The following is a 26588-nucleotide window of genomic DNA, read 5'->3' as shown; positions in this document are numbered from 1 at the left end:
TGGCGGCGGCGTGCCTGTGCGCTACGTCCATTGGCGTATCCGCTCTCACCGGCTTGTGTAGAGCGGGGAGGGTGGCGAATGCTACGAGGGGTGTCTTATCCCCTCCTGCCGATGGACACCCGCAATGCCGCCGCTCGACGCGATCCGCCCCTATTTTCTCAGCCTGCTTCGCGTCATTTCCGCCCTGGTCCTGTTCAGCTACGGCACACAGAAGGTGCTCTATTTTCCTGCCGCGCCTTCCGTGCCTCCGGTCGGCTCTCTGCCCTGGACCGCCGGCGTGCTTGAGCTGGTGCTCGGCTTCAGCCTGCTGGTCGGTTTCCAGTCGCGGCTGTCGGCCTTCGTGCTCTCCGGACTGATGGCCTTCGCCTATTTCCTTCGCCATGCGCCGCAGAATTTCTTCCCGGCGCAGAATGGCGGCGTCGCCGCCATTCTGTTCTGCTTCATCTTCCTCTATCTCGCCGTTGCCGGCCCCGGACCTCTCAGCCTCGACGCCGTGCTGAAGGGGAAGCGGACGGCGGCGCGCGCCTGACCGAAGGATCGGCGGCGGGGGAACCTGCGTCGGGATCGCCCAGTCATCGCAGTGACATCTGCCCGGACTACCGAAGGCCCATCCACGTCCTTGGGGAGATACTGGGATGCGCAGACTGCTCGCGGCCCTCGCTGCCACCACATGCCTGATCGCCGCGGCCGATGCGGCGACGGTCTATCCGCTCGACCGCGCCACCATCCTCGCCGGCTCGCCCTTCGACCTGAAGGTCGAGTTCGACGCCGTCGTGCAGCCCGCCGACGTCACCGTGACGATCAATGGCGAGCCGGCCGAGAAGGTTCTCGGCAAGGCTCCCGAGTTCGTCGAGAAGGAGAAGGGCGTCGACGCCTCCGCTGTTCTCTTGCGCGCCGCCAGCATCGCCACGCCCGGCACCTATAAGGTCGAGGCCAAGGCCGGCAACGAGACCAAGACGGTGACCTGGGAAGTCTACGGCACGCCGGCGACGCCCAAGGCCAAGAACGTCATCTTCTTCCTCGGCGACGGCCTCTCGGTCGCGCACCGCACCGGCGCCCGTCTCATGTCGAAGGGCATGCACGAGGGCAAGGCCGACGGCCGCCTGAACATGGATTCGATCCCGCCGGCCGCCTTCATCGGCACGTCGGCCACCAATGCCATCGCCACCGACAGCGCCAACACCATGTCGGCCTATATGACCGGGCACAAGACGGCGGTGAACGCCATCGGCGTCTATGCCGACCGCACCAAGGACGTCTTCGACGATCCGCGCGTCGAGAACATCGCCGAAGCGCTGCGCCGCACCGGCAAGAAGTCGATCGGTCTCGTCGTCACCTCCGAAGTCGAGGACGCGACGCCGGCCGCCGTGATCGGCCACACCCGCGCCCGCGCGGAGAAGGCGGCGATGGTCGACCAGCTGTTCGAGGTGAAGCCCGAGATCATCCTCGGCGGCGGCTCGGCCTATTTCCTGCCCAAGGCGACGCCCGGCTCCAAGCGCAAGGACGAGAAGGACTACATCGCGCTGTTCCGCGAGGCGGGCTATTCCCTCGCCACCGACAAGGCCGAGCTGGCCACCGCGGCCGGCAGCAATTCCGGCAAGATTCTCGGCCTGTTCCATACCGGCAATCTCGACACCGAACTCGACCGCGACTTCCTGAAGAAGGGCACAGTGTCGAAGTTCCCCAACCAGCCGGGCCTGGTCGAGATGACCAAGGTCGCGCTGGACCAGCTTTCGAAGAATCCGGAAGGCTTCTTCCTGATGGTGGAAGGCTCCTCCGTCGACAAGATGTCCCACCCGATGGACTGGGATCGCGCTCTGGTCGAGACCATCGAGTTCGATAAGGCCATTGGCCTCGCCCAGGAATTCGTAAAGACCCATCCCGACACGCTGATCGTCGTGACCGGCGATCACACCCATGGCGTCTCCGTCATTGGTACAATCGACGACGACAAGCCGGGCACGGAAATGCGCGAGAAGGTCGGCGTCTATGCCGATGCCGGCTTCCCGAACTATGAGGACAAGAACGGTGACGGCTATCCCGACCGGATCGACGTCTCCCGCCGCCTCGCCATCTTCTCCGGCAACTTCCCCGACTATTACGAGACCTTCCGCCCGAAGATGGACGGTCCGTTCGAGCCGGCGGTGCAGAATGAGAAGAAGGAATACGTCGCCAATGAGCGTTACAAGGACGTGCCCGGTGCGGTTCTGCGCATTGGCAACATCCCGCGCTCTTCCGACACGGCAGTCCACGCGGTGGACGACGTTGTCCTGCAGGCGGTCGGGCCCGGCGCTGACGGCTTCAAGGGCTACATGGAGCAGAGCGACGTCTACCGTGTTCTGGTCGAGGCGCTTGCCGTTCCCACTGCCAAGAAGTGAGTGAGGCCGAGTACCCGGCTCTGACACGACGATTGGCCCGGGCGGCAACGCCCGGGTCGAACGTGCTTTGAGGAGACGATGACGATGCCGCCAGTCTCGCGACGAGACACCCTGCTTGGCGCCCTTTACGGCACGCTGAGCCTGCCGGGGATCGCGCTTGCCGTTCACCCCGCCCTCGCGGCGACCATGCTCGATTTCGACGAGCTCTACGGCAAGGTGAGCGTGCTGGGCCTTTCCTTCTCCGACAAGGTGAAAGGACTGGCCGGCAAGCAAGTGAGCATGCGTGGCTACATGGCCCCGCCACTGAAGGCCGAGGCCGATTTCTTCGTACTGACCGAAATCCCCATGTCGATCTGTCCGTTCTGCTCGTCCGATTCGGACTGGCCCGACAACATCGTCGTCATCCGCCTCGACGCCGCGCAGACCTTCGAGCAGGCCAACGCCCTGATCGAGGTGCGCGGCACGCTGGAGGTGGGCTCCTGGACCGATCCGGCCACCGGCTTCGTCAGCCTGCTGCGCATTGTCGGCGCGAATTTCCATGCCGCGTGAGAACGGAAGCGCGCTGCGTCTGCGCCGTGTCGAGCAGCGTTTCGCCGGCCTCGACACGCCCGCGCTCGCCATAGAGGCGCTCGACATCGCCGCCGGCGAGCTGATCGCACTGACCGGTCCGTCGGGCTCCGGCAAGACCACCCTGATCAACCTCCTCACCGGCCTCGAACGCGCGGGGCAGGGGAGCGTGACGTGGGATGGCACCGACCTCGCGCAACTGACCGAAGGTGCCCGCGATCGCTGGCGCGCCGCCCATGTCGGGCTGGTGATGCAGGACTTCCATCTGTTCCCCGGCCTGTCGGCGCTCGACAATGTGCTGCTGCCGCGACGCCTCGCGCGTCTGCGGCTGCCGCCCGGCGCGCGCGAGGAAGCGGGAAGGCTGCTGGAGCGCGTCGGCATCACCCGGCTCGACCAGCCGATCGAAACCATGTCACGCGGGCAGATGCAGCGCGTCGCGGTCGCGCGGGCGCTGGCGGCGCGGCCCGGCATCATCGTGGCGGACGAGCCGACCGCCAGCCTCGACGCCGAAGCGGGCGGGCTGGTTTCCATCCTGCTGGTCGAACTGGCGCGCGAGGCTGGCGCGACCCTGCTGGTCGCCAGCCATGATGCGCGCCTCGTCGAGCGGCTGGACCGGGTGCTTCGGCTCGACGCCGGCCGGCTGAAGGACTGAGCGGATGCTGCGCTTCATCGCCTCCGACCTCCGGCGCCATTGGGCCGGCGTCATCGCCATCATCCTCATCGTCGCGCTCGCCACCGCGCTCGGCGTCGCCGTCACCTTGCAGGAGAGGGCGCTGCGGCTCGGCAGTGCCCGCGCCGCCGATGCCTTCGATCTCGTGATCGGCGCGCCCGGCAGCGAGACCCAGCTGGTGCTCTCCGCCGTGTTCCTACAGGCGGCGCCGCTGCCGCTGGTTCCCGGATCGGTGCTTGCCGGCCTCGTCGCCGATCCGCGCGTCAGATGGGCGGCGCCGGTCGGCTTCGGCGATTTCGTCGACAGCTACCCGATCGTCGGGACCACGCAGACGCTGGTCGACGGCATGGGCGGCCTCAAGGACGGACGCGGCTTCGCCCGGCTCGGCGAGGCGGTAATCGGCGCCGCCGTCGGCATGCGCCTCGGAGACCAATTCCATCCCCAGCACGGTCGAGTGGGGGAGCCCGGCGGCACGCACACCGAAATCACCTACAATGTCGTCGGTCGTCTGGCGCCGACCGGCACGGCCTGGGACCGCGCGGTGCTGGTGCCGATCGAGACCGTATGGCTCGCCCATCACCATGACGAGCCGAAGGCCGCCGTGGCGGGAGCCGAGAACCCCTTCCTGCACAATGGCGACGCAGGGGAGCCCCATGCCGGTGAGGCGGAGGGCGTTCACGACGAGGATGCCCATGCCCTCGACGCGCCGCTGAGCGCCGGCAGCATCGCCGATCCCGCCGCGCCGGGCGTGCCCGCGATCATCGTCAAGCCGCGGACGATCGCGGACGCCTACAAGCTGCGCCAGCAATACCGCTCCGACCATACGCTGGCGGTGTTCCCCGGCGAGGTACTGACGCGGCTCTACGCGACGCTGGGCGATGTGCGCACCATCCTGTCCATCGTTGCCGCCGGTGCGCAGGCGCTGGTCGGCGCGGCGATCCTGCTGGTGGTGACGGTCCATGTCGTGCAGCGGCGCCGGCAGATCGGCGCCTTGCGCGCTCTTGGTGCCCCCCGCCTTGCCATCTTCAGCATCGTCTGGGGAGAAGTGCTGCTGATCGCCGGAATCGGGCTGCTCGGCGGATTCGGTCTCGGCTATATCGGCGCGCGGGCGCTTTCTTCCCTCTTCAGCGCGGCCAGCGGGTTTGCCCTGCCGGTCTCCTTCGCCACCGACGATCTCGTCCGTCTGGCGGTCCTGCTTGGCACGACCGCCATCGTCGCCAGCGTACCGGCGATGCTGGCCTACCGGCAGTCTCCGGCGTCCGCGCTACGGTCATGATGGCCGGAATTTGACCAACCTCGGCGTACCTCCGAGGGATTCTGCATACCGCTTCGTCGCTTACCCTTCCTTTACCATAATGTAATGTTCGCCGCATTTTTGCCCTACTCCCACAGCCTCTTGGGAGACGGAGAGTGGGATTGCGGGGTAGACTTCCCGTAATTTCGGGTGAGGTGCGCCGATCCCTGCCGAACGTGCCGAGACTGGCGCGATGGCGGGGCAAGGTGCTCACAGAGTGGTCGGGGTGCATGGGGACGAATCCTGCTGAAGCTCGAGCTGCCGGCCTGCCGGCGCGCCAGGGTCTCGCTGTCGTCGGTCGCGTCGTCGCGCTTTGCGGTGTCGGTCTCCTCGTGGCGAACTGCACCGGCTCGGAGAAGCTCTCCAGCAGGATCGATCCGAAATACGGCGTGTCCGCCAGCCCGCGCGTGATCGCCATGGGTCAGCCGGTTCCCAAGGGCGGCGGCACCTATCGCGTCGGCAAGCCCTATGTGGTCGCCGGCAAGACCTATGTTCCGACTGAGCCGACCAACTACAAGGCCGAGGGCCTCGCTTCCTGGTACGGCGACGATTTCCATGGCCGCCTGACGGCCAATGGCGAAATCTTCGACATGCATTCCATCGCCGCCGCGCATCCGACACTGCCCATGCCGTCCTATGTGCGGGTGACGAATGTCAGCAATGGCCGCTCCATGGTGGTGCGCGTCAATGATCGCGGCCCCTATCACGGCAACCGGCTGATCGACGTTTCGCAGCGCGCCGCCGATCTGCTCGGCTTCAAGGGCAAGGGCACGGCGCGCGTGCGGGTCGAATATGTCGGCCGCGCGCCGCTCGAAGGCTCCGACGACATCCAGCTGGCGGCAACGCTACGCCAGAACGGCGCTCCCGCGCCCACCGTCATGTTGGCCTCCGCCGCGCCGGTGCCGATCCGCGCGGGTGCGGCTGTTGCGGCCGCCAATGTCCCGCTGCCGCCAAGCCGTCCCTTCGATCTCGGCGATACGCCGGAGATGGACGTGGCGCAGGCCCCGGTCGAGCCGGAGACTCTCGCTCCCGCGCCCATCGCGCCGGTTCGCGTCGCTGCGACCCCACGCCCCGCTGCCCCGGCCAAGCCCCGCCCAGTCCAGAGCGCCAGCACGCAACCCTATGGCGTGAAAGTCGCCAGCGCCCAGCCGGTCGCTCCGGTCCGCGCGGTACCGCTGCCGGCCCCGATCGTCGGTCAGGCGGATGCGGCGCCGACCGGCTGGATCGTCGGCGCTCAGCCGGTGATGGGCTATGCTGCCTCGGGAAGCTCTACGCCGGTCGACACCGGTCGCGGACTTTACTGACCGCCCCATTGCTGCATTGCCGTGCGTGCCGACGGCTGGTAACTCTCCCTTTGTGCAGGAGGGTCGTTTGACGATGGCGCGCGCAGGACAATCCCAGCGGAGCAGGCGACCGGTCGACAGGCTCAAGAACGGCTTGGCGGCGCTGGCGTTTATCGCCATTTTCGCGCCGATTGCGGCACGATCCCAGGCCCCGACCATCGCCGCGCCCCAGGCCATCCTGCTGGATTACGACAGCGGGACCGTGCTGTACGAGCGCGCGGCCGATACCCCCAATTTCCCCGGCAGCATCGCCAAGATGATGGCGGTGGCGGTGGTTTTCCGCGAGATCGAGGAAGGTCGCCTTTCGCCGGATACCGAATTCAAAGTCAGCGAATATGCCTGGCGCCGGGGTGGCGCGCCGTCCGGCGGGGCGACGATGTTCGCCGGGCTGAACACCTCGATCAAGGTCAGCGACCTGTTGCGCGGCGCCATCATTCCGTCGGGCAATGACGCGACGATCATCCTGGCCGAAGGCATCGCCGGCAATGAGCTGGGCTTTTCGGTCAAGATGAACGAGGAAGCCAAGCGCATCGGCATGACCGGGTCGAGCTTCCACAATTCGAACGGTCTGTCGGATCCGGACCAGAAGACGACGGCGCGCGATCTGGCGAAGCTCGCAAGCTTCATCATTCGCACCTACCCCGATCTCTACAAGATCTACAGCGAGCCGGATTTCCTCTGGAACAAGATCCGGCAGAGCAATCGCAACCCGCTGCTCGGCATGAGCCTGGGGGCGGACGGCTTCCAGACCGGCTATCTCAAGGAGGCGGGGTTCAATCTCGTCGGGTCGGCGGTTCAGGGCGACCAGCGCCTCATCGTGGTCATTCTCGGCTCCAAGACCGAGAAGGAGAGGGCGGAGGACGCCCGTAAGCTGCTCGAATGGGGCTTCCGCTCCTTCGAATCCCGTCCGCTGTTCGAAGCCGGCCAGATCGTCGGCGAGGCGACGCTCTATGGCGGTCAGAGCGGCGGCGTGCCGCTCACCGGCACGAGCGCGATCAAGCTGCTGGTGCCACGCAACGGCGACGAGCGCATCACTGCCCGCATCCGCTATGAGGGGCCTATCCATGCCCCGGTGCAGAAGGGCGCCGAACTCGCCCGGCTGGAGATTTCCCGCGGCGACCAGATCGCGCTGGAAGTGCCACTGGTTGCTGCGGAATCGGTCGCAGAGGGGCCGCTCTGGCGGCGGGCGATGGACGGAGCCTACGAATTGGTGGTCGGCCTGCTGCGTGATGGCTACGCCAAGATCGCGGCACGGCTGAGCGCCGCGACGGGCTGACGCAGCAATCATGCCACCCCGCAACGCCATCTCCGCCACTCCAGGGTCGTCTGCCGGCTCGGGGCGTTTCATCACCTTCGAGGGAGGCGAGGGCGCCGGCAAGTCGACGCAGGTGCGCCGCCTCGCCGAGCGTCTGGCCGAACGCGGTCTCGAGGTGGTGACGACACGCGAACCCGGTGGCTCGCCGGGCGCGGAGGTCATCCGCCATGTCCTGCTGGCCGGCGTTGCCAAGCCGCTCGGCCCGCTGGCGGAGGCCACGCTGTTCGCTGCGGCGCGCGCCGACCATCTCGACGTCACCATTCGGCCCGCCCTGGCCCGCGGTGCCTGGGTCATTTCCGACCGCTTCGCTGATTCGACCCGTGCCTATCAGGGTGCACAGGGTCAGGTATCTGCCATGCTGCTCGACGCGCTCGAAGCCGCAACCGTGGGACTGACGCGGCCCGACCTCACCATCCTGCTCGATATTCCCGCCGAGGAAGGGCTCGCCCGCGCGGCGGCCCGCTCCGGCGCTCGGGCCGACCGTTTCGAGAGCGAAGACCTGACCTTCCATCGGAACCTGCGTGCGGCCTTTCTCGACATCGCCGCGCGTGAACCCGAGCGTTGCGTGGTCGTCGACGGAGGAGCGCCACCGGAGCGGGTCGCGGAGGCGGTCTGGCAGGCTGTCAGCGCGCGCCTTGCGCTGCCGAAGCCGCGCCGCAAGGCGGTGCGCGCATGAGCGAACAGGTTCTGGAAGGCGACCGTTTCGGATCGGCACCCGCACCACGCGAAATCCAGCATCTCGTCGGCCATGCCGAGGCGCAGGAGAGCGTGCGCGAGGCCTGGAGCGCCGGGCGCCTGCCGCATGCCCTGCTCATTGGCGGCCCCGAAGGCATCGGCAAGGCGACCTTCGCCTATGCCGTGGCGCGCTTCGTGCTGGCGGGCGGCACCGCGCCGGGCCACAGCCTGGCGGTCGATCCGTCCCATCCGGCCGCGCGGCAGGTATCGGCGCTGTCGCATCCGGATCTGCTCGTGCTGCGCCGCACGCCGAACGACAGCGGCAAGCTGCCGACGATGATTCCGGCGGAAACCGTGCGCAAGGTGCGCAGCTTCTTCGGTTCGACGGCGGCGCTTGGCGGCTGGCGGGTCTGCATCGTCGACACGCTCGACGAGATGAACGCGCAAGGCGCCAACGCTCTGCTGAAGACGCTGGAGGAACCGCCGGCGCGCGCGCTGTTCCTGCTGGTCAGCCACGCGCCGGGCCGGCTGCTGCCGACTATCCGCTCGCGCTGCCGGATGGTGCCGTTGCGTGCGCTGTCGACCGGGGAAGTCGTCGCCGCGCTGGAGGGACTGGCAGCGACCATGCCCGGCCTCGACCGCACCCGCTTCACCGAGGCGGCGGAGGCCTCAGGCGGCAGCGTGCGCGAGGCGCTGGCGCTGCTTTCCGGCGACGGGCTGGCGATCCGCAAGGCGACGGCCGAGCTGCTCGGGACGCTTCCGAATGTCGATCCGAAAGCGCTGCACAGCCTCGGCGAACGCCTCCAGGGCGACCGGGGAGGGGCGTTCGACAACTTCGTTTCCACGGTCGAAAACTGGATTTCCGACCACGCCACCGGACGACGCCAGACGGTATCGGTGCGCCTTGCACGGCTTCCGGAGGTGTGGGAGAAGGTGCGGCGCGCCGCGGTTGACGCCGACGTGTACAATCTCGACCGCAAGACCTTCGTCTTCCGGATATTCGCGACGCTCGACGAGGCCGTGCGGCCCTGAGCGCGCCGCAGACCGGCTTTGCCGCAGGAATGACCCGCGTGAAACCTGCCTTCTACATCACCACCGCCATCGATTATCCCAACGGCGCGCCGCATGTCGGCCACGCCTATGAGAAGATCGCCGCCGACGCTCTGGCGCGCTTCAAGAAGCTCGACGGCTTCGACGTGTTCTTCCTGACCGGCACCGACGAGCACGGCCTGAAGATGGCGCAGACGGCGGAAAAGCAGGGTCTCACGCCGCTCGAATGGGCGACGAAGAACGCGACCCGCTTCAAGCAGATGGATGCGCTCCTCGGAGTCGCGTACGACCGTTTCATCCGCACCACGGACGAGGATCACATCGCCTCCAGCCAGGCGATCTGGCAGCGCATGGTCGAGGCCGGCGACATCTATCTCAGCGCCTATTCCGGCTGGTATTCGGTGCGCGACGAGGCCTATATCGCCGAGGACGAGACTGTCGTCGGCGAGGATGGCGTGCGCCGCGGGCCGCAGGGCGCCCCGGTCGAATGGACCGAGGAGAAGAGCTATTTCTTCCGCCTGTCGGCCTATCAGGACCGGCTGTTGGCCTATTACGAGGCGCATCCGGACTTCATCCGCCCGGACAGCCGCCGCAACGAAGTGCTGAGCTTCGTAAAAGGCGGGTTGCAGGACCTGTCGATCAGCCGCACCACCTTCTCCTGGGGCATCCCGGTGCCGGGCGACCCCGAGCATGTGATGTATGTGTGGGTCGACGCGCTGACCAACTACATCACCGGCGTCGGCTACCCCGACACCGACAGCGCGAGCTTCAAGCGCTTCTGGCCGGCCGACCTGCACATCATCGGCAAGGACATCATCCGCTTCCACGCGGTGTACTGGCCAGCCTTCCTGCTCTCCGCCGGTGTGGAGCCGCCCAAGACCGTGTTCGCGCACGGCTTCATCCACAATCGCGGGGAGAAGATGTCGAAGTCGGTCGGTAACGTGATCGACCCGTTCGACCTCGCCAATGCCTATGGCGTCGACGCGCTGCGCTATTTCCTGCTGCGGGAGATTCCGTTCGGCCAGGACGGCTCCTACAGCCACGAGGCCATCGTCGCCCGCACTAATGCCGACCTTGCCAACGACCTCGGCAACCTCGCCCAGCGCTCGCTGTCGATGATCGCCAAGAATCTCGGCGGCACGCTGCCTGCGCCGGGCCCGCTGGCGCCGGACGACGCGGAGATACTCGCCAGCGCCGATGCCATGGGCGGGAAGGTGAGGGCAGCCATGGAGCAGCAATTGCTGCATCAGGCGCTCGCCGAGATCTGGGCGGTGGTCGCCGACGCCAACCGCTATTTCGCCGGCGCCGCGCCGTGGGAACTGCGTAAGACCGATCCCGAGCGTTTCGGCACGGTGCTGTGGACCACGGCCGAGGTGATCCGCCAGGTCGGCATTCTGGCGCAGCCTTTCGTGCCCGCCGGCGCCGCGAAGCTGCTGGACCTGCTGGCGGTGCCGGCGGAGGCGCGCAGCCTCACGAGCCTGGCCGAGGCCGGACGGCTGAAGGCCGGCACGGCGCTGCCGCCGCCCGCCCCGGTGTTCCCGCGCTATGTCGAACCCGAAGTGGCGGGTCCGGCATGATCGTCGACAGTCATTGCCATCTCGATTTTCCGGATTTCGCTGCGGAACTCGATGACGTGGTCGCCCGTGCCCGCGCGGCCGGCGTCGGCCGCATGGTGACGATCTGTACGCGCATCCGCCGGGCGGGCGAGGTGAAGGCGATCGCCGAGCGCTTCGACGACGTGTTCTGCTCGGTCGGCACCCATCCGCACAATGCCGGCGAGGAGGAAGACGTCACCCTCGACGAGTTGCTGCGCGCGGCCGACCATCCCAAGGTGGTCGCCATCGGCGAGGCCGGGCTCGACTATCATTACGACACCGCGCCGCGCGCGGCGCAGCATGTCGGCTTCCGCCGGCATATCGAGGCGGCGCGCCGCACCGGGCTGCCGCTGGTCATCCATGCCCGCGACGCCGATGACGACGTCGCCGCGATCCTGGAAGATGAGAGCGGGAAGGGCGCCTTCGGCTTCGTGCTGCATTGCTTCACCGCGGGACCCGAGTTGGCCCGTCGTGCGGTGGCGCTGGGCGGCTACGTCTCCTTCTCCGGCATCCTGACCTTCAAGTCCGGTGCGCCGCTGCGCGAGATCGCGGCAAGCCTGCCCGCCGACCGGGTGCTGGTGGAAACCGACGCCCCCTATCTCACGCCGAATCCGTGGCGCGGAAAGCGCAATGAGCCTTCCTACGTGGTGGAGACCGCCCGTATACTCGCAGAGGCACGAGGCGTGTCGACCGACGAGATCGCCGCGCTGACCACCGACAACTTCTTCCGCCTGTTCGCACGGGCACACTGACGCAAGGCTCAATCGGCGCATGTCCTTCACCTTCACCATTCTCGGCTGCGGCTCTTCCGGTGGGGTGCCGCGCGTCGGGCAGGGGTGGGGCGCCTGCGACCCCAACGAGCCGAAGAACCGCCGTCGCCGCTGCTCGATGCTGATCGAGCGGCACGGGGAGGGCACCCACCCTACCCGCGTGCTGGTCGATACGTCGCCGGACCTGCGCGAACAGCTGCTCGGCGCGCAGGTCGATCGGCTCGACGCCGTCCTGCTCACCCACGAACACGCCGACCACACGCATGGCATCGACGATTTGCGGCCGCTGACCATTCAGCACCGCCGCCGCATCGACATGCATGTCGATGCCGAGACCTCGGCAATCCTGCACCAGCGCTTCGGCTATTGCTTCGAGACGCCGCCCGGCAGCGAATATCCGCCGATCCTCAACGAGCACCGCTTCCACCACGGCGACACGATCCGCGTTGACGGACCCGGCGGGCAGATCGAGGCGCGGGCGTTCCGCCAGTTCCACGGCAGCATTTCATCCTACGGCTTCCGCGTCGCCGGGCTGGCCTATTCCAGCGACCTGCACGACCTGCCGGAGGAAAGCCTGCCGTTCCTGGAGGAGCTCGACGTCTGGATCATCGACGCGCTGCGCCTCACGCCGCATCCCACGCATTTCTCGCTGAGCGAGGCGCTGGCCTGGATCGCGCGCATGAAGCCGCGTCGTGCGGTGTTGACCAACATGCACACCGATCTCGATTATGCGACCTTGGCGCGCGATCTGCCGGACGGCATCAGTCCCGCGTATGACGGCCTGAAAATCACCATCTGACAAAGCGTTATGCCGAGAACCGAAAGTGCTCTCGTCATTCTGGTGTCATTCTGGGAGTGTCGATGTTTTCCATAATATGTCTTCTGCGAATCATGGATATTCGGAAATGACACCGTCCCGTGACATCTCCCGCCTGCTGGACATCATGGCGGCGCTGCGCACGCCAGGCACCGGCTGCCCCTGGGATCTGGAACAGGACTTCGCTTCCATCGCGCCCTACACCATCGAGGAAGCCTATGAAGTGGCGGACGCCATCCAGCGCGGCGACCTCGACGATCTGTGCGACGAACTCGGCGATCTGCTGCTGCAGGTCGTGTTCCACGCCCGGATGGCGCAGGAGCAAGGTGCGTTCGATTTCGGCGATGTCGTCGCCGCCGTCACCGCCAAGATGATCCGCCGCCATCCCCACGTCTTCGGCGATGTGCGCGGGCGCGACGTGGCCGCCGTCAATGCAGCGTGGGACGAGATCAAGGCCGGCGAAAAGGCCGCCAAGGCCGAGCGCCGCCGCCGGCACGGCCTGCCACCGGAGCCAGAGGCGGGCCGGGTGCTGGATGGCGTGGCCTCCGGCGCGCCTGCCCTCACCCGCGCGGTCAAGCTCCAGACCAAGGCCGCCAAGGTCGGCTTCGACTGGCCGCAGACGCAGCTTGTGCTCGACAAGATCCGCGAGGAAATCGACGAGGTGGAAGTCGAGATCGCCGCCGGTGATCGCGCGGCTGCGGCCGGCGAGGTCGGTGATCTGCTGTTCGCCATGGCCAATCTCGCCCGCCATCTCGGCGTCGATCCGGAGGCGGCGCTGCGCGGCACCAACCAGAAATTCGTCGACCGCTTCGGCTTTATCGAGGACCGGCTGGCCGAACAGGGGCGGGCACCGGCCGACGCCGGCCTCGACGAGATGGAAGCGCTGTGGCAGGCAGCGAAGAAGGCGCCCTCGCCCGGCTCCTGATGCCGCTCAGGCCGCGCCGCGTGCCTTGATCCGCCGGCCGCGGAACCGCTTTTCGATGTGCTCGGCCCGCTCGGGCGGTACGCGGATGGCAAGATGGATGTGACCTTCGATATCCTCGCGGCGGTCGATCACCTCGGTGTGGCGGTAAAGCCAGCTCAGGCCCTCGCCATCGGTGGCGTCGAGATCGACCTTGAGGCTGACACGCTCGCGCGCCAAACGCTGCGAAATGACGGCGAGGAGGGTGGGTATCCCCTCCCCGGTCAGCGCCGACACCGGAATCGGCCGGTCGTCGCCCTCGCGCCGCGACACCGTGTTGAAGATGGCGGCGCGTGCGTCCTCGTCGAGGCGGTCGATCTTGTTCCACACCTCGATCAGCCGCGCATGGTCGTCCGGGTCGATGTCGAGATCGGACAGCACCCGCGCGACGTCGTGCGCCTGCGCCTCGGCATCCTCGTGCGACATATCGCGGACATGCAGGATGATGTCAGCCTCGATCACCTCTTCCAGCGTGGCGCGGAAGGCGGCGACGAGCTGGGTGGGCAGGTCCGATATGAACCCCACCGTGTCCGAGACGATCACCTTCTCGCCTGTCGGCAGCTGGACGGCACGCAGCGTCGGATCGAGGGTGGCAAAGAGCAGGTCCTGCGCCATCACCTTGGCGCTGGTGAGCTTGTTGAACAGCGTCGACTTGCCGGCATTGGTGTAGCCGACCAGTGCCACCACGGGATACGGCACCTTCTTGCGGCTGGCGCGGTGCAGGGCGCGGGTGCGCTTCACCTGTTCCAGCTCGCGCTCGATCTTGACGATGCGCTCGCCGATCAGCCGCCGGTCGGCCTCGATCTGGGTCTCGCCCGGACCGCCAAGGAAGCCGAAGCCGCCGCGCTGGCGCTCGAGATGGGTCCAGGAGCGCACCAGCCGGCTGCGCTGATAATTCAGATGGGCCAGCTCGACCTGCAGCACGCCTTCCTTGGTGCGTGCCCGCTGGCCGAAGATCTCCAGGATGAGAGCCGTCCGGTCGATCACCTTGGCCGACCAGGCTTTTTCCAGGTTACGCTGCTGCACCGGGCTGAGCGGCGCATCCACGAAGACCAGACCCGCATCCTCGGCCTTCACGATGCCGGCGATCTCCTCGACCTTGCCGGAACCGAGATAGCTCGCCGGGCGCACCTGCGCGAGCCCGACGATCATGCTGGCCACGACGCCGAGGTCGATCGCCAGCGCAAGGCCCACGGCCTCGTCGAGCCGCGCCTCGGGCGAACGGCGCAGCTCCGCCTCCCCTTCCGCCCGACGCGTCAGATGAGGAACGATGACAACGACCTTGGTGGCATCGCCACCCTCGGGCGAACCGGGAGGAAGCCCCGCCGCGCTGCCTGCGGCGCGGCGCGCGCCCTTGGGTTCCAAGTCAGCCCTTCTCCGGGGTCTCGTCCGGCTCGAAGAGCTGGACGGGATGTCCGGGCATGATCGTCGAGATGGCGTGCTTGTAGACCAGCTGCGAATGACCGTCGCGACGCAGAAGAACGCAGAAATTGTCGAACCAGGTCACGACTCCCTGCAGCTTGACGCCATTGACGAGGAAGATCGTGAGGGGTGTCTTGTTCTTGCGGACGTGGTTGAGAAAGGTGTCCTGGAGGTTCTGGGAACGTTCCGCGGCCATCGTTTTTTAATCCGTTTGTTTGTTGTTGCTCATAATCGGCGCGGTCGTCTTCAAGTGGCGTTGGCCCCGTCCGGGGACCGACTTGCGTGAAGACGTGCCCTTCAAGCATGTCATACCATGTCTATCACGCAAGATGCTTTCGCCAAGATGCATTCACTTGGCAAGCTCCATTCGCACGCGGCTGTACGCTTTCCCTGAGGAAACGCGCCGCTCAGGGAGCGATTTCCGCCACCTGATGGAAGGTCTCGCGCAGTGCCCGCGCCACCCGGCCGGGCTTGCCATCGCCGATAGGCTGGCCATCGATTCGCACCACCGGCGTTGCGAAATTCGTGGCCGAGGTCACGAAGGCCTCCTTGGCGGCCAGCGCCTCGGCCACCGTGAAGGCGCGTTCCTCGACGCGCAGCTGGAGCTTTTCCGCCACCTCCATCATCACCGTGCGAGTGACGCCGCGCAGGATGGCATTGTCGGCGTGACGGGTGATGAGCCGCCCCTCCCCGGTCACGATCCACGCATTGGTCGAGCCGCCCTCGGTGATCCTGCCGTCGCGGTCGACGAACCAGGCCTCGCGCGCGCCGGCCTCCTTGGCTGCCTGCTTTGCGAGCACGTTCGGCAGCAGGCCGACGGTCTTGATGTCGACCCGCTCCCAGCGGTTTTCCGGCACGGTGATGACGGCGATGCCCTGCCCCGCCAGCGCATCCGCCTTGGCGGGATCGCTGGCGCGGGCTGTCACCACGATGGCCGGCGAGGTCGACGGATCGGGAAAGTAATGGTCGCGCCGGGCAACGCCGCGCGTCACCTGCAAATAGACGAGACCGTCGCGCACGCGGTTGCGCCGGACCGTCTCGCGCAGCACGATTCCAAGTGCCGTGAGCGACATGGGCAGGCGGATGCGGATTTCACCGAGCGAGCGCACCAGGCGTGCCATGTGCCGGCGTTCGTCGACCAGATGGCCGCCACGGACCTCGCACACCTCATAGACGCCGTCGGCGAACTGGTAGCCGCGGTCCTCGATATGCACGCCCGCCTGTGCGTGCGGCACATACTGCCCGTTTACATAGGCGATGCGCGACATGTCCCACCCGTCTCGTCAGATCGCGGCCTCAACGCCGCCAAAGCGCGAAATTCGCCAGACTCAGCACCACAAGAATTTCCAGCCTGCCGAGAATCATGGCCGCCGCCAATATTAGCTGCGCATAGCCCGGCAGACTTCCCCATTCCGGCCAGATCACACCCTGCGGCCAGCCCGCTGCATAAACCGGCCCGACATTCGACAGCGCCGAGAGAATGGCGACGAAGGCCGCCTCGAAGCTCGGCATGGCCGGCGCGATGGCCGCCGTGAGCCCGGCAATGAGCGTGCAGGCGACGCCGAACATGATCCAGATCGCTTTCATCATTTGCAGCGTTACGCTCTGCTGCCCGAGGCGGCGCATATGCACCGCACTGGGATGCACCAGCCGCTCGAGTTCCAGATAGCTCTGCAGGAACATGATGCCGGCCCGGTACATCTTGATGCCGCCGGCGGTGGAAAAGCTCGCGCCGCCAACGAAGACCAGCACCATCACCAGCGAAATCGGCAGGCTGGCGAAGGCCCCGGCATGCGGCTCCATGCCAGTCGTCGTCACCAGCGCCACAGCACTGAAGAAGCCATCTTCCAGCGCCAGCGGCAGCGAGAGATGGCCGTCCGGCGTGCCGTAGCGGATCGCGGCGGCGAGAAGCCCCACCACTAGGCACGCCAGCACCACGGCGACGTTCTCCTGCTGCCCGAAGGCCAGACGGAAGCGGCGCGTGACCAGCATGCGGTGCCAGAGCACGCTGGTCCCGCCGACCAGCATGAAGACGATCAGCACCAGCTTCACGGCAAAATGCCCATAGGCCGCGACGCCGTCCGCATCCGGCAGCAATCCTCCGGTCGAAAGCGCGGCTCCCGCCATTCCCAGCGCGTCGAAGACGCGGACTCCGGCGGCGAACAGCAGGACCGTGCACAGTACGGTCGCGCCCAGATAGATCGGCAGCACCAGCCGCAGCGCATCGTCCAGCGCCGACTGCTCGCCGATGCCGAGCAGGTTCACGCGCGCGCTGCGATCGGGCAGGCCGCCGATCCCCGCCGGCCCGAGCACCGCCACGAAGCCGAGCAGGGTGAACAGCCCGCCGGCCCATTGCAGCGTGAGCAGCCAGCCCAGCGTCGCGCGCGGCACGTCCGCGATGTCGTGGATCTGCACCGCCCCCGTCGTGGTGAACGCCGAGACCGCCTCGAGCCAAGCCGCCATCGGGCCTAGCGATGTCGTGGCGGCAATGGGAAACGCCGCAATGGTGGGCACGCCGAGCCACAGCACCAGCAGCAGGGAGTAGGAGGAAAGCCGGTTCAGCCGGGAGCCCCGGTTGCGGACCGCGAGATAGACCGCTCCAGCCCCGAAGATGGTCAGCAGCGAGGTGAGGACGAACGCGCCTGCGCCCCCCTCGCCGCGAAACAGCGCCCCCAGCGCCGTCAGCAGCAGGAATCCGGCCATCACGCCGGCAGCAATTGAGGTGTGGCGCGCGACCGCGATCATGACGCCCACCTATCAGAAGAATTCGAGACTCACGCGGAACAGCTGCTCAACCCGCTTCACCTTGTCGGCAAGCGCGAACATCACGACGCGATCACGGGCCTGGATGACGCTGTCGCCGCGCGGCACCAGCACGCGGCCGCCGCGCACGATGGCGCCGATGCGCATGCCGTCGAAGATGTCGAGCTGCTTCAGCGGCTTGCCGACCAGAGGCGAGGTCTCCAGCGCCTCGGCCTCGATCACCTCCCCTGCCCCGTCGAGCAGCGAGTGGACGCCGCGTATGCGCCCCTTGCGGACATGCTGGAGGATCTTCGAGACGGTGATCTGGCGTGGATTCACATAAGCGTCGATGCCCAGCCCGCGCGCGAAGGCGGGGTAGTTCGGGTCGTTCAGCAGCGACAGCATGCGCCGCGCGCCGAGCTCCTTGGAGAGGAGGCACGACAGTATGTTGACGCGGTCGTCATTGGTGACGGCAATCATCGTGTCGGCATCACCGACAGCAGCTTCCTCCAGGATCGCGCGGTCGAGCGCGCTGCCCTTCAGTACCACGGTCTTCGACAGCGACTGCGCGATCAGCTCGGCGCGCTCCACACTGCCCTCGATGATCTTCACGCGGGCCCTGGGGTTGCGCCGCTCCAGCTCCTGCGCGACATAAAGGCCGATATTGCCGCCGCCGCCGATGACGATGCGCTGCGCCGGCACCTCGTCATGGCCGAAGATCGACAGGGTGCGCGTCACCTGGTCGGCCTGGGCGACGAAATAGCCGATATCGCCCGCGATCAGCGAATCGGTCGAGCGCGGCACGAAGACCTTGCCCTTGCGCCGTACGGCGACGACGACGGCCCGCAGATCGGGGAAAAGGTCGGTCAGCTGGCGCAGCGGCGTGTCGAGGACGGGACAGTCCTCCTGGCAGCGTACGCCGGCGACGACGACATTGCCGTCGGCAAAGCTCACCGTGTCGATGGCGCCCGGCAGCGACAGCCGGCGCAACACCATCTCGCCAACCTCGACCTCGGGCGAGATCACCACGTCGATCGGCAGATGGTCGCGCGAGAACAGGTCGCGCCAATGCCCCAGCAGGTAGCTCTGCGCCCGCACGCGCGCGATCTTGGTCGGCACGTCGAACAGCGCATGGCCGACCTGGCAGGCGATCATGTTCACTTCATCATGCAGCGTGACGGCGATGAGCATGTCCGCCGCCTCCAGCCCGGCCCGCGCCAGCACGTCGGGATGCGAGCCGTGCCCGACGAAACCGCGAACGTCGAGCGTATCGGTGACGGCCTGGATCAGCCGCGGCGAGGTGTCGATGATGGAGACGTCGTTCTGCTCGGCAGCGAGTCGCTCGGCGATACCGAAGCCGACCTGTCCCGCGCCGCAAATAACGACTTTCATGCCATTCCCCGCTGCACCGCTGCGACGCCGCCGGCCGAAGCTGCTGCACCGGCCGTAATCCGAGTCACTCTATAGCAGTTTCGACGGCGTCGGAGATGTCTCCTCGCGCCATCACCGCATACCGGCCCCGCGTCCGCGCCTCAGCCGATGCCGAGTGCCTTCAGCTTGCGATGCAGCGCCGAACGCTCCATGCCGACGAACTCGGCAGTGCGCGAGATGTTGCCGCCGAAACGGCTGATCTGGGCGACGAGGTATTCCCGCTCGAATACCTCGCGCGCATCGCGCAGCGGCAGGCCCATCAGATGCTCGCCACCATTGCCGTTCGGCAGGTTGGGCACCAGCGAACCGACGTCGGGGGGCAGCATGTCCGCCGTCACCGGCGCGTCCGCCTCGCCAGTGGCGAGGATCAGCAGCCGCTCGATATTGTTGCGCAGCTGGCGGACATTGCCCGGCCAGTCGTGGGATTGCAGCACCGCCAGCGCGTCGTCGGCGATGCGCCGGCGCGGCAGGCCCGTGGCCTGCGAAATCTGGTCGAGGAAGAACTCCACCAGTTCCGGCACGTCCTCGCGGCGTTCGGCCAGCGGGGGCACGCGGATCGGCACCACGCCGAGGCGGTGATAGAGGTCCTCGCGGAAGCGGCCCTCGGCGATCTCCTTTTCCAGGTTGCGGCCTGTCGAGGAGATGATGCGCACATCGACCGCCACGCGCGTGGTGCCGCCCACGCGCAGGAAGTTCTGGTCGACCAGCACGCGCAGAATACGGTTCTGCGTCTCGCGCGGCATGTCGGCGATCTCGTCGATGAACAGCGTCCCGCCGTGCGCCTCCTCAAGCGCGCCGACCTGCCGGCTGACGCCGTCGCCTGCCTCGACGCCGAACAGCTCCACCTCCATGCGCTCCGGCGTGATCGCGGCGGCGTTGATCACCACGAACGGCCCGCCCGCCCGCGCAGAGGCGGCGTGGACCATGCGCGCGGTCAGTTCCTTGCCGGAGCCGGAGGGGCCGACGATCATGATGCGGCTATTGGTCGGCGCGACGCGCTCGATGGTCTGGCGCAGCTGGTTCATCACCGACGATTTGCCGACGAGGAGCTGGGCGACCGAGGCGCGCTGCTTGAGATCGCGCACCTCGCGCTTTAGCCGCAGCGTCTCCAGCGCCCGTTCGGCCACCAGAATGAGGCGGTCGGAATTGAACGGCTTCTCGATGAAGTCATAGGCGCCCTGCTTGATGGCAGCGACCGCCGTCTCGACCGTGCCGTGTCCGGAGATCATCACCACCGGCACATCCGGGTGGCTCTTCTTGATGACTTCCAGCAATTGCAGGCCATCGAGCTTGGAGCGCTCGATCCAGATGTCGAGGAAGACGAGGTGGGGGCGCCGGGCCTCGATGGCGGCGAGCGCCTCATCGCTGTCCTTGGCCGTGCGCGTGCCGTAGCCCTCGTCCTCGAGGATGCCCGCCACCAACCCACGAATGTCGGCCTCGTCATCGACGATCAATATGTCGGTCGCCATGAGTCCGTTCTCCTTCAGCCAGCCAGCGCGCCAGGCGCAGGCTGTTCGGCCGTGCCATTGTTGTTGATTGAGGCGGAGCCGCCATCGCGGGCGAAGGTGAGGCGGATCCACGCGCCGCACCCGTCAGGCGCGTCGAGCAGTTCGATGCCGCCACCGTGCTCCTCCATGATCTTGCCGACGATCGCAAGGCCGAGCCCGGTGCCCTTCTCGCGCGTCGTCACATAGGGTTCGAGCAGCCGGGCCCGGTTCTCGGTCGGAAGGCCCTTGCCGTTGTCGATCACATTGATCGTCACCATGCGGTCGTCCGCCTTCACGTCGACCTTGATGCGCGCCGGCTCGACACGTTCCTCGGGTGGAACGGCGCCAAGGGCTTCGGTCGCGTTCTTGATGATGTTGGTGAGCGCCTGCGAGATAAGGCGGCGGTCGACCCGCGCGACGACCGGGGCGTCGGGCACATCGAAGGCGATGTCGATTTCCGGATTGCCGACCCGCATGAGGAACACGACCTGCCGTGCGATCTCCGCGATGTCCTGCGATTCCGCCACGGGCTTGGGCATGCGCGCGAAAGACGAGAACTCATCCACCATGCGGCCGATGTCGCCGACCTGACGGATGATCGTCTCCGTGCACTGGTCGAACACTTCCCGATCCTCCCCGATGACCTTGCCGTAGCGGCGGCGCAGGCGCTCGGCCGAGAGCTGGATCGGCGTCAGCGGGTTCTTGATCTCATGCGCGATGCGCCGCGCCACGTCGGCCCAGGCCGAGGTGCGCTGCGCCACCACCAACTCGGTGATGTCGTCGAGCGTGACGACCCAGCCATGGTCGGCCTCGCGCGACTGTTCCGTCGTCACCCGCACGGCGATGACGCGGTCGCGACCGTTGCGCGTGAGCGTTGTATTGGACTGCACGCTGCGCTGGCCCGCCTGCATCGCCTCGGTCAGCAGCGGGGCGATCTCGGGAATCACCGCGCCGAGTTCCTGGCCGAGCACGTCGGCTTCCGCGACGCCCAGCAGCTTCTCCGCTGGCCGGTTGATGATCGAGATTCGCCCGGTGGAATCGAGGCCAATGACGCCCGCACCCACGCCCGAGAGCACAGCCTCGGTGAAGCGGCGGCGCGTATCGATCTGGTCGCGCGCCTGGACGAGGTCGTTGCGCTGCGTGCGCAGTTCCTGCGTCATCTTGTTGAAGGTCTCGGCAAGGCTCGACAGATCGCCCTCCGAGCGATGCACCGGCACCTCGACATAGAGATTGCCGGCCGCAACCAGATCGGCCGCGCCGATCAGACGGCGGATCGGCGCCACCAGCCGGTTGGCGAAGTGAATGCCGAGCCACACCGCGCACAGCAGCACGGTGAGCGAAATCACCGCGTAGAGCAGCGCGAACGCCACCTGCACGCCGAAGCGCTGCTGCTCCAGGAGCCGATAGTCGGCAACGGCGGCCTGCGTCTCCTTGAGATAGTCGATCACCCGTGGATCGACCGGACGGGCGACATAGAGATACAGCCCGTCGAAATCCTTGAGCGGAATGACCGCCGCGACGAAATCGGCGTCGTTGGGCAGGTAGATCAGCGGCTGCTCTTCCGTGGCGTCCTTCAGGGCAAGGTTCGAAGGGACCACGAACTCACGCCCCACCCGAAGCGTGGCGCGATCCACGACCGACAAATCGCGCTGGATGACCATGGCCGCCGGGAGGCCACGAACCGCGGCCTGCGCGGTCATCGCCTGCCGGAAGCGGCTGCGGTCGGTGTCCCAGAGCGGGCGGATGCGCTGGAGGTCGCGCGCCATGCCCATGACGTCGCCGCGGATCGAATAGGCGTGCTCGCGCACATAGGTCTGGGCGACCGACACCGCATTGTCGACGATGGCGCGGGTCCGCACCGAGAACCAGCGGTCGAGGCCACGATCGAGCGTAATGCTCGCCAGCAAGGCCACCAGCATCGCCGGCACGACGGCGACGATGCCGAAAAGCCCGACGATACGCACATGCAGCCGGGCCGCTGCCCTGCCCCGCCGCCGCGCCTTGACGATGCGCCAGACCTCGCGGCCGATGATGGCGACAAGCGCCAGCGACATCGCGCCGTTGAGGCACAGCACGATGATGACCACGTCCTGCGAGGGCACCAGAGGCGTGATGCCCATCAGAATGATGAAGCTGGCCAGCGCCGTGATGAGGGACAGCAGCACCATGAGCGGTGGCAGGCCCCAGAGCGAAAACCGGAATCCCATGCCGCCGAAATCCGGCGGGTCGATCCGATCAGTCGCACGATTGGCGGCGTCGCTCATTCATCACCCTGTCGCCGAACGTGAGTCGTCCGGCCCAAGTGATGCAGTGCGACGACACTGGTGCAAAAATGTGACATGAACCGCCACCTTTCGCATTTATTCGCGAAAGGTGGCCGCGAGGCGATGTCTCGTCACCGGCTCGTGCGGATTATCTGGATGTCGAGATCGCGGATCTTCTTGCGCAGGGTGTTGCGGTTGAGCCCCAGCAGCTCGGCCGCCTTGATCTGATTGCCCCGCGTCGCCGCCAGCGCGGCAGAGAGCAGCGGATATTCCACGTCCTTCAGGATGCGGTGATAGAGCCCCGGTGGCGGAAGATTCTCGCCGAACCCGCCGAAATAGGTATTGAGGTGGCGCTCGACCGAGGAGGACAGCGTCTCGTCCTGACCACCCTCTTCCGGCGAGGAAGTCGAGATCGGCGTCGACAGCTCGGCCTCGATGATCGAGGCGGTGATGATCTCCTGCGGGTAGAGCGCAGCGAGGCGGCGGACCAGATTCTCCAGCTCGCGTACATTGCCCGGCCAGCGGTAGCGCTTCAGGCGATCCAGGGCCGCGGCGTCGATCTGCTTGCGCGGCAGCCCCTCGCGCTCGGCCTGAAGGAAGAAGTGGCGCGCAAGGTCCGGCACATCCTCGGTACGCTCGCGCAGAGGCGGAAGCCGCAGCGGTACGACGTTGAGGCGGAAGAACAAATCCTCGCGGAACAGTCCCTGCTGGATGAGGATGCGCAGGTCCTTGTTGGTCGCCGCGACGATGCGCACATCGGTCTTGATCGCGGTGCGGCCGCCGACGGTGGTGTATTCGCCCTGCTGCAGCACGCGCAGCAGGCGGGTCTGCGCCTCCATCGGCATGTCGCCGATCTCGTCGAGGAACAGCGTGCCCCCCTCGGCCTGCTCGAAACGGCCGGCGGAGCGGGCATTGGCGCCGGTGAAGGCGCCCTTCTCGTGGCCGAACAGCTCGGATTCGATGAGGTCACGCGGAATCGCCGCCATGTTGATGGCGACGAACGGCCCGTTGCGGCGCTTGCCATAGTCGTGCAGCGCGCGCGCCACCAGTTCCTTGCCGGTGCCGCTCTCGCCCGCGATCATCACGGTGAGGTCGGTCTGCATCAGCCGGGCGAGGACGCGGTAGATATCCTGCATCGCCGGCGATCGGCCGACGAGCGGGATGTTGTCCATGTCGTCACCGCCCGCGCGCAGGGCCGGCTCGGGCTTCTTCGGCTCGGACAGCGCCCGGCCGACGATGGCGATCAGCTCCTTCAGATCGAAGGGCTTGGGCAGGTACTCATAGGCGCCCTTCTCCGAGGCGCGGATCGCCGTCATGAAGGTGTTCTGCGCGCTCATCACGATGACCGGCAGGTCCGGCCGCACCTTCTTGATGCGCGGCAGCAGGTCGAAGGCGTTCTCGTCCGGCATCACCACGTCAGTGATGACCAGATCGCCGTCACCCTGGCTGACCCAGCGCCACAGCGTGGCAGCATTGCCGCAGGAGCGCACTTCATAGCCCGCGCGCGACAGCGCCTGATTGAGAACGGTGCGGATGGCGGCGTCGTCATCGGCAACGAGGATGCTTCCCGTCGGCATGGGCGTTCTCAACTCTTCTCGTTACCGCGACTGGCGCGATACATGGGCATGAGGACACGGAAGGTGGTGCGGCGCGGCTGGCTGTCGCATTCGATGATGCCGCCATGGTCGCCGACGATCTTCGCCACCAGCGCGAGGCCGAGGCCGGTGCCGGTCGGCTTGGTGGTGACGAAGGGATCGAACAAATGAGGCATCAGGTCCTCCGGCACGCCGGGACCGTTGTCCTTCACGCAGAATTCCAGTGGCAGGCTGACGCGCGCCGGGGCGCCCGGCACCATCAGCCGCACGCCGGGCCGGAATGCCGTGGTGAGCTGGATTTCGCCGTCCGGCGCATCGCCGATCGCCTCGGCGGCATTCTTCACTAGATTGAGGAACACCTGCACCAGCTGGTCGCGGTTGGCCAGCACCGGCGGCAGCGAGGGGTCGTACTCCTCGACGAAGCGGATGTGGCGCGCGAAGCCGGAACTCGCCAGCGTGCGCACATGCTCCAGCACCGCGTGGATGTTGACCGGCTCGCGCTCCACCGGGCGCTCGTCGGAAAACACCTCCATGCGGTCCACCAGCTTGACGATGCGGTCGGCCTCGTCGGTGATGAGCCGGGTCAGCGAGCGGTCGTCGTCGCTCGCCGAGAGTTCGAGAAGCTGCGCCGCGCCGCGAATGCCGGAGAGCGGGTTCTTGATCTCGTGCGCCAGCATCGAGGCGAGCGCGGTGACCGAGCGCGCCGCGCCGCGATGGGTGAGCTGGCGATCCATCTTGTCGGCGATGGTGCGCTCCTGGAGCATGATCACCACATGGCCCGGCACCTCGGCGAGCGGCGCCACGTGGATGTCGACGATGCGCTCGCCGCCATTGCGCGGCGTACCGAGATCCACACGATACTCGTTCACCGCCGCGCCGCGCGTGCGCACCTGCTCGACCAGCGCGAGCAGCGGGCTGCCGAACGGCACGAATTCCTGCAGCCGATGGCGCGACAGCACCGCGAGGCTCGCCTCGAAGAAGGCTTCAGCCGCGACGTTAGCGTCGACCAGCCGGTCGTCCGCCGCCACGGTGATCACCGGATGAGGCAATGCGTTCACCACGGCTTCGGCGCTCGCTGCGCCGAGGTTCGGGGTCGTACGTCCGGTGGGGGACGACTTCATGCCGCGGCACTCCATGCAAGGTCGTCAAAGGCGTCGCGAATGCCCACCGCGACGCGTGCGGGTTCGTCGACGGTGAGCAGGCGCTGACGCCAGCTGCGCGCCACTTCCGGCGGACGATTGACCGATGCGGCCGCTGCCGCGAGCGCCCAGCCAATATGCTTGCGCGCGCAGCGCACGCCGAGCTCGCGCCCGTAATGGGCGAGCCAGCCATCATAGAGTTCAAGCAGCACGTCACGCTGCTCGGCAAGCGCCGGATCGGCCGGGGTACGGCCAGCGCTCAGCCGCTCCGCCACCTGTGCCGGAAACCAGGGGCGCCCCTGCGCGCCACGCCCGATCATCAGCCCGTCGGCCCCCGAGGCGGCCAGCATGGCGGGCGCATCCTCGGCGTCGACAAGGTCGCCATTGGCGAGAACCGGAATGGACACGGCGGCCTTCACCTTGCGGATCGCCGTCCAGTCGGCGCGGCCGGTATAGAACTGGCAGCGCGTGCGGCCGTGAATGGTGATCAGCTGTACGCCGATCGCCTCCGCCCGCCGCGCAAGCTCCGGGGCAACGAGCGCGGCATCGTCCCAGCCGAGGCGGGTCTTCAGCGTCACGGGCACTTTCACCGCCCCGACGACCGCCTCGATGATCGAGGTCGCAAGATCGAGGTCGCGCAGCAGCGCCGAGCCAGCCAGACCCGTCGTCACCCGCTTGGCCGGACAGCCCATGTTGATGTCGATGATGGCGGCACCGGCGCTCTCGGCGATCTGCGCTGCGCGCGCCATGGAGGCGGGCTGGTTGCCGGCGAGTTGCACCGCGTGGATGGCGACGCCCTCGCCTTCCGCCCGCAGCACCGTCTCTTCATGGCCGAAGGCCAGCGCGTCGGAAGCAACCATCTCGGACACGACGAGACCCGCCCCATAGCGCAGCGCCATGCGCCGGAGGGGAGCGTCGGTGACCCCTGCCATCGGCGCAAGCACGACGCTGTTGGGCGTCGAGACGTTCCCGATTCGGAGACTGGCGTTTGCAGAAGCAGAACGGATCAAGCCTTGATCACTCGATGCACACGAATTGAGCCGGCGCGGCTGTGCCTACATAATAGCCACGGC

23 protein-coding genes are annotated in these 26588 nt (G+C 67.2%); 13 read left to right on the top strand and 10 right to left on the bottom strand.

Annotated features, from left to right (window positions below; genetic code table 11):
* Positions 1 to 124 precede the first annotated feature (124 nt).
* The 13 genes from ACO2RV_RS10775 to mazG all read left to right on the top strand — a co-directional run bounded on the left by ACO2RV_RS10775 (position 125) and on the right by mazG (position 13399).
* On the top strand, positions 125 to 529 hold the full coding sequence (locus tag ACO2RV_RS10775) for a DoxX family protein (protein WP_423292711.1): 405 nt from the start codon (positions 125 to 127) through the stop codon (positions 527 to 529).
* A 106-nt stretch (positions 530 to 635) separates the two neighbouring features.
* Positions 636 to 2378 (top strand): alkaline phosphatase, encoded by a 1743-nt coding sequence (locus ACO2RV_RS10770; protein ID WP_423292709.1) that lies wholly within the window; start codon positions 636 to 638, stop codon positions 2376 to 2378.
* 78 nt (positions 2379 to 2456) lie between these two features.
* On the top strand, positions 2457 to 2927 hold the full coding sequence (locus tag ACO2RV_RS10765) for a hypothetical protein (protein ID WP_423292707.1): 471 nt from the start codon (positions 2457 to 2459) through the stop codon (positions 2925 to 2927).
* Positions 2917 to 3597, top strand: a complete 681-nt coding sequence (locus ACO2RV_RS10760; protein ID WP_423292706.1) for an ABC transporter ATP-binding protein — start codon at positions 2917 to 2919, stop codon at positions 3595 to 3597. Before ACO2RV_RS10765 ends, ACO2RV_RS10760 begins: the two co-directional genes overlap by 11 nt.
* Positions 3598 to 3601: 4 nt before the next feature.
* Entirely contained in the window at positions 3602 to 4891 is a 1290-nt protein-coding gene (locus tag ACO2RV_RS10755; protein WP_423292704.1) for an FtsX-like permease family protein, read from the top strand.
* Positions 4892 to 5139: 248 nt separating this feature from the next.
* Positions 5140 to 6213, top strand: a complete 1074-nt coding sequence (locus ACO2RV_RS10750; protein ID WP_423292702.1) for a septal ring lytic transglycosylase RlpA family protein — start codon at positions 5140 to 5142, stop codon at positions 6211 to 6213.
* 73 nt (positions 6214 to 6286) lie between these two features.
* Entirely contained in the window at positions 6287 to 7528 is a 1242-nt protein-coding gene (locus ACO2RV_RS10745; RefSeq protein ID WP_423292700.1) for a D-alanyl-D-alanine carboxypeptidase family protein, read from the top strand.
* Between the two features lie 10 nt (positions 7529 to 7538).
* Entirely contained in the window at positions 7539 to 8243 is a 705-nt protein-coding gene (tmk, locus tag ACO2RV_RS10740) for a dTMP kinase (protein WP_423292698.1), read from the top strand.
* A complete protein-coding gene (locus ACO2RV_RS10735) occupies positions 8240 to 9274 on the top strand; it encodes a DNA polymerase III subunit delta' (protein ID WP_423292696.1) in 1035 nt (344 codons plus the stop codon). Before tmk ends, ACO2RV_RS10735 begins: the two co-directional genes overlap by 4 nt.
* A 29-nt stretch (positions 9275 to 9303) precedes the next feature.
* The gene (gene metG, locus ACO2RV_RS10730; RefSeq protein ID WP_423292694.1) at positions 9304 to 10869 is read left to right on the top strand and encodes a methionine--tRNA ligase; all 1566 of its coding nucleotides are present in this window, start codon (positions 9304 to 9306) and stop codon (positions 10867 to 10869) included.
* Complete coding sequence (locus tag ACO2RV_RS10725) at positions 10866 to 11639, top strand: TatD family hydrolase (RefSeq protein ID WP_423292692.1); 774 nt, start codon at positions 10866 to 10868, stop codon at positions 11637 to 11639. Before metG ends, ACO2RV_RS10725 begins: the two co-directional genes overlap by 4 nt.
* Before the next feature lie 19 nt (positions 11640 to 11658).
* A complete protein-coding gene (locus ACO2RV_RS10720; protein WP_423292690.1) occupies positions 11659 to 12456 on the top strand; it encodes an MBL fold metallo-hydrolase in 798 nt (265 codons plus the stop codon).
* A 106-nt stretch (positions 12457 to 12562) separates the two neighbouring features.
* Positions 12563 to 13399 carry a nucleoside triphosphate pyrophosphohydrolase gene (gene mazG / locus ACO2RV_RS10715; RefSeq protein ID WP_423292688.1) on the top strand — a complete coding sequence of 279 codons (837 nt, stop codon included), beginning with the start codon at positions 12563 to 12565 and terminating at the stop codon, positions 13397 to 13399.
* Positions 13400 to 13405: 6 nt separating this feature from the next.
* Here mazG and hflX read toward each other — a convergent pair whose 3' ends face one another.
* The 10 genes from hflX to dusB form a co-directional block, all read right to left on the bottom strand.
* Positions 13406 to 14800, bottom strand: coding sequence for a GTPase HflX (gene hflX / locus ACO2RV_RS10710; RefSeq protein ID WP_423292686.1), 1395 nt, complete (start codon positions 14798 to 14800; stop codon positions 13406 to 13408).
* A 1-nt stretch (position 14801) separates the two neighbouring features.
* Positions 14802 to 15053: an RNA chaperone Hfq gene (hfq, locus tag ACO2RV_RS10705; RefSeq protein ID WP_267582313.1), complete on the bottom strand. Its 252-nt coding sequence runs from the start codon at positions 15051 to 15053 to the stop codon at positions 14802 to 14804.
* 211 nt (positions 15054 to 15264) lie between these two features.
* Positions 15265 to 16125 (bottom strand): D-amino-acid transaminase, encoded by an 861-nt coding sequence (locus ACO2RV_RS10700; RefSeq protein ID WP_423292683.1) that lies wholly within the window; start codon positions 16123 to 16125, stop codon positions 15265 to 15267.
* A gap of 28 nt (positions 16126 to 16153) precedes the next feature.
* Positions 16154 to 17602: a TrkH family potassium uptake protein gene (locus ACO2RV_RS10695; protein ID WP_423292679.1), complete on the bottom strand. Its 1449-nt coding sequence runs from the start codon at positions 17600 to 17602 to the stop codon at positions 16154 to 16156.
* Positions 17603 to 17614: 12 nt separating this feature from the next.
* Entirely contained in the window at positions 17615 to 18991 is a 1377-nt protein-coding gene (gene trkA / locus ACO2RV_RS10690) for a Trk system potassium transporter TrkA (protein ID WP_423292677.1), read from the bottom strand.
* 140 nt (positions 18992 to 19131) lie between these two features.
* Entirely contained in the window at positions 19132 to 20499 is a 1368-nt protein-coding gene (locus tag ACO2RV_RS10685; RefSeq protein ID WP_423292675.1) for a sigma-54-dependent transcriptional regulator, read from the bottom strand.
* 14 nt (positions 20500 to 20513) lie between these two features.
* Positions 20514 to 22781, bottom strand: coding sequence for an ATP-binding protein (locus tag ACO2RV_RS10680; RefSeq protein ID WP_423292673.1), 2268 nt, complete (start codon positions 22779 to 22781; stop codon positions 20514 to 20516).
* Between the two features lie 131 nt (positions 22782 to 22912).
* Entirely contained in the window at positions 22913 to 24358 is a 1446-nt protein-coding gene (gene ntrC / locus ACO2RV_RS10675; protein ID WP_423292671.1) for a nitrogen regulation protein NR(I), read from the bottom strand.
* Between the two features lie 8 nt (positions 24359 to 24366).
* Positions 24367 to 25497 (bottom strand): two-component system sensor histidine kinase NtrB, encoded by a 1131-nt coding sequence (locus ACO2RV_RS10670; RefSeq protein ID WP_423292669.1) that lies wholly within the window; start codon positions 25495 to 25497, stop codon positions 24367 to 24369.
* On the bottom strand, positions 25494 to 26525 hold the full coding sequence (dusB, locus tag ACO2RV_RS10665; protein ID WP_423292667.1) for a tRNA dihydrouridine synthase DusB: 1032 nt from the start codon (positions 26523 to 26525) through the stop codon (positions 25494 to 25496). Before dusB ends, ACO2RV_RS10670 begins: the two co-directional genes overlap by 4 nt.
* Positions 26526 to 26588 lie beyond the last annotated feature (63 nt).

Origin of the sequence: Ancylobacter sp. VNQ12 (assembly GCF_049445835.1) — a bacterium.
In the GTDB taxonomy this organism is placed as follows: domain Bacteria; phylum Pseudomonadota; class Alphaproteobacteria; order Rhizobiales; family Xanthobacteraceae; genus Ancylobacter.
This window is presented reverse-complemented; position numbering and strand designations above follow the sequence as displayed.

Excerpts from the sequence above, each read along its gene's own strand:
- ACO2RV_RS10775 (WP_423292711.1), top strand. The coding sequence starts at position 125 with ATGCCGCCGCTCGACGCGATCCGCCCCTATTTTCTCAGCCTGCTTCGC.
- ACO2RV_RS10770 (WP_423292709.1), top strand. The coding sequence starts at position 636 with ATGCGCAGACTGCTCGCGGCCCTCGCTGCCACCACATGCCTGATCGCC.
- ACO2RV_RS10765 (WP_423292707.1), top strand. The coding sequence starts at position 2,457 with ATGACGATGCCGCCAGTCTCGCGACGAGACACCCTGCTTGGCGCCCTT.
- ACO2RV_RS10760 (WP_423292706.1), top strand. The coding sequence starts at position 2,917 with ATGCCGCGTGAGAACGGAAGCGCGCTGCGTCTGCGCCGTGTCGAGCAG.
- ACO2RV_RS10755 (WP_423292704.1), top strand. The coding sequence starts at position 3,602 with ATGCTGCGCTTCATCGCCTCCGACCTCCGGCGCCATTGGGCCGGCGTC.
- ACO2RV_RS10750 (WP_423292702.1), top strand. The coding sequence starts at position 5,140 with ATGGGGACGAATCCTGCTGAAGCTCGAGCTGCCGGCCTGCCGGCGCGC.
- ACO2RV_RS10745 (WP_423292700.1), top strand. The coding sequence starts at position 6,287 with ATGGCGCGCGCAGGACAATCCCAGCGGAGCAGGCGACCGGTCGACAGG.
- tmk (WP_423292698.1), top strand. The coding sequence starts at position 7,539 with ATGCCACCCCGCAACGCCATCTCCGCCACTCCAGGGTCGTCTGCCGGC.
- ACO2RV_RS10735 (WP_423292696.1), top strand. The coding sequence starts at position 8,240 with ATGAGCGAACAGGTTCTGGAAGGCGACCGTTTCGGATCGGCACCCGCA.
- metG (WP_423292694.1), top strand. The coding sequence starts at position 9,304 with ATGACCCGCGTGAAACCTGCCTTCTACATCACCACCGCCATCGATTAT.
- ACO2RV_RS10725 (WP_423292692.1), top strand. The coding sequence starts at position 10,866 with ATGATCGTCGACAGTCATTGCCATCTCGATTTTCCGGATTTCGCTGCG.
- ACO2RV_RS10720 (WP_423292690.1), top strand. The coding sequence starts at position 11,659 with ATGTCCTTCACCTTCACCATTCTCGGCTGCGGCTCTTCCGGTGGGGTG.
- mazG (WP_423292688.1), top strand. The coding sequence starts at position 12,563 with ATGACACCGTCCCGTGACATCTCCCGCCTGCTGGACATCATGGCGGCG.
- hfq (WP_267582313.1), bottom strand. The coding sequence starts at position 15,053 with ATGGCCGCGGAACGTTCCCAGAACCTCCAGGACACCTTTCTCAACCAC.
- ACO2RV_RS10700 (WP_423292683.1), bottom strand. The coding sequence starts at position 16,125 with ATGTCGCGCATCGCCTATGTAAACGGGCAGTATGTGCCGCACGCACAG.
- ACO2RV_RS10695 (WP_423292679.1), bottom strand. The coding sequence starts at position 17,602 with ATGATCGCGGTCGCGCGCCACACCTCAATTGCTGCCGGCGTGATGGCC.
- trkA (WP_423292677.1), bottom strand. The coding sequence starts at position 18,991 with ATGAAAGTCGTTATTTGCGGCGCGGGACAGGTCGGCTTCGGTATCGCC.
- ACO2RV_RS10685 (WP_423292675.1), bottom strand. The coding sequence starts at position 20,499 with ATGGCGACCGACATATTGATCGTCGATGACGAGGCCGACATTCGTGGG.
- ACO2RV_RS10680 (WP_423292673.1), bottom strand. The coding sequence starts at position 22,781 with ATGAGCGACGCCGCCAATCGTGCGACTGATCGGATCGACCCGCCGGAT.
- ntrC (WP_423292671.1), bottom strand. The coding sequence starts at position 24,358 with ATGCCGACGGGAAGCATCCTCGTTGCCGATGACGACGCCGCCATCCGC.
- ACO2RV_RS10670 (WP_423292669.1), bottom strand. The coding sequence starts at position 25,497 with ATGAAGTCGTCCCCCACCGGACGTACGACCCCGAACCTCGGCGCAGCG.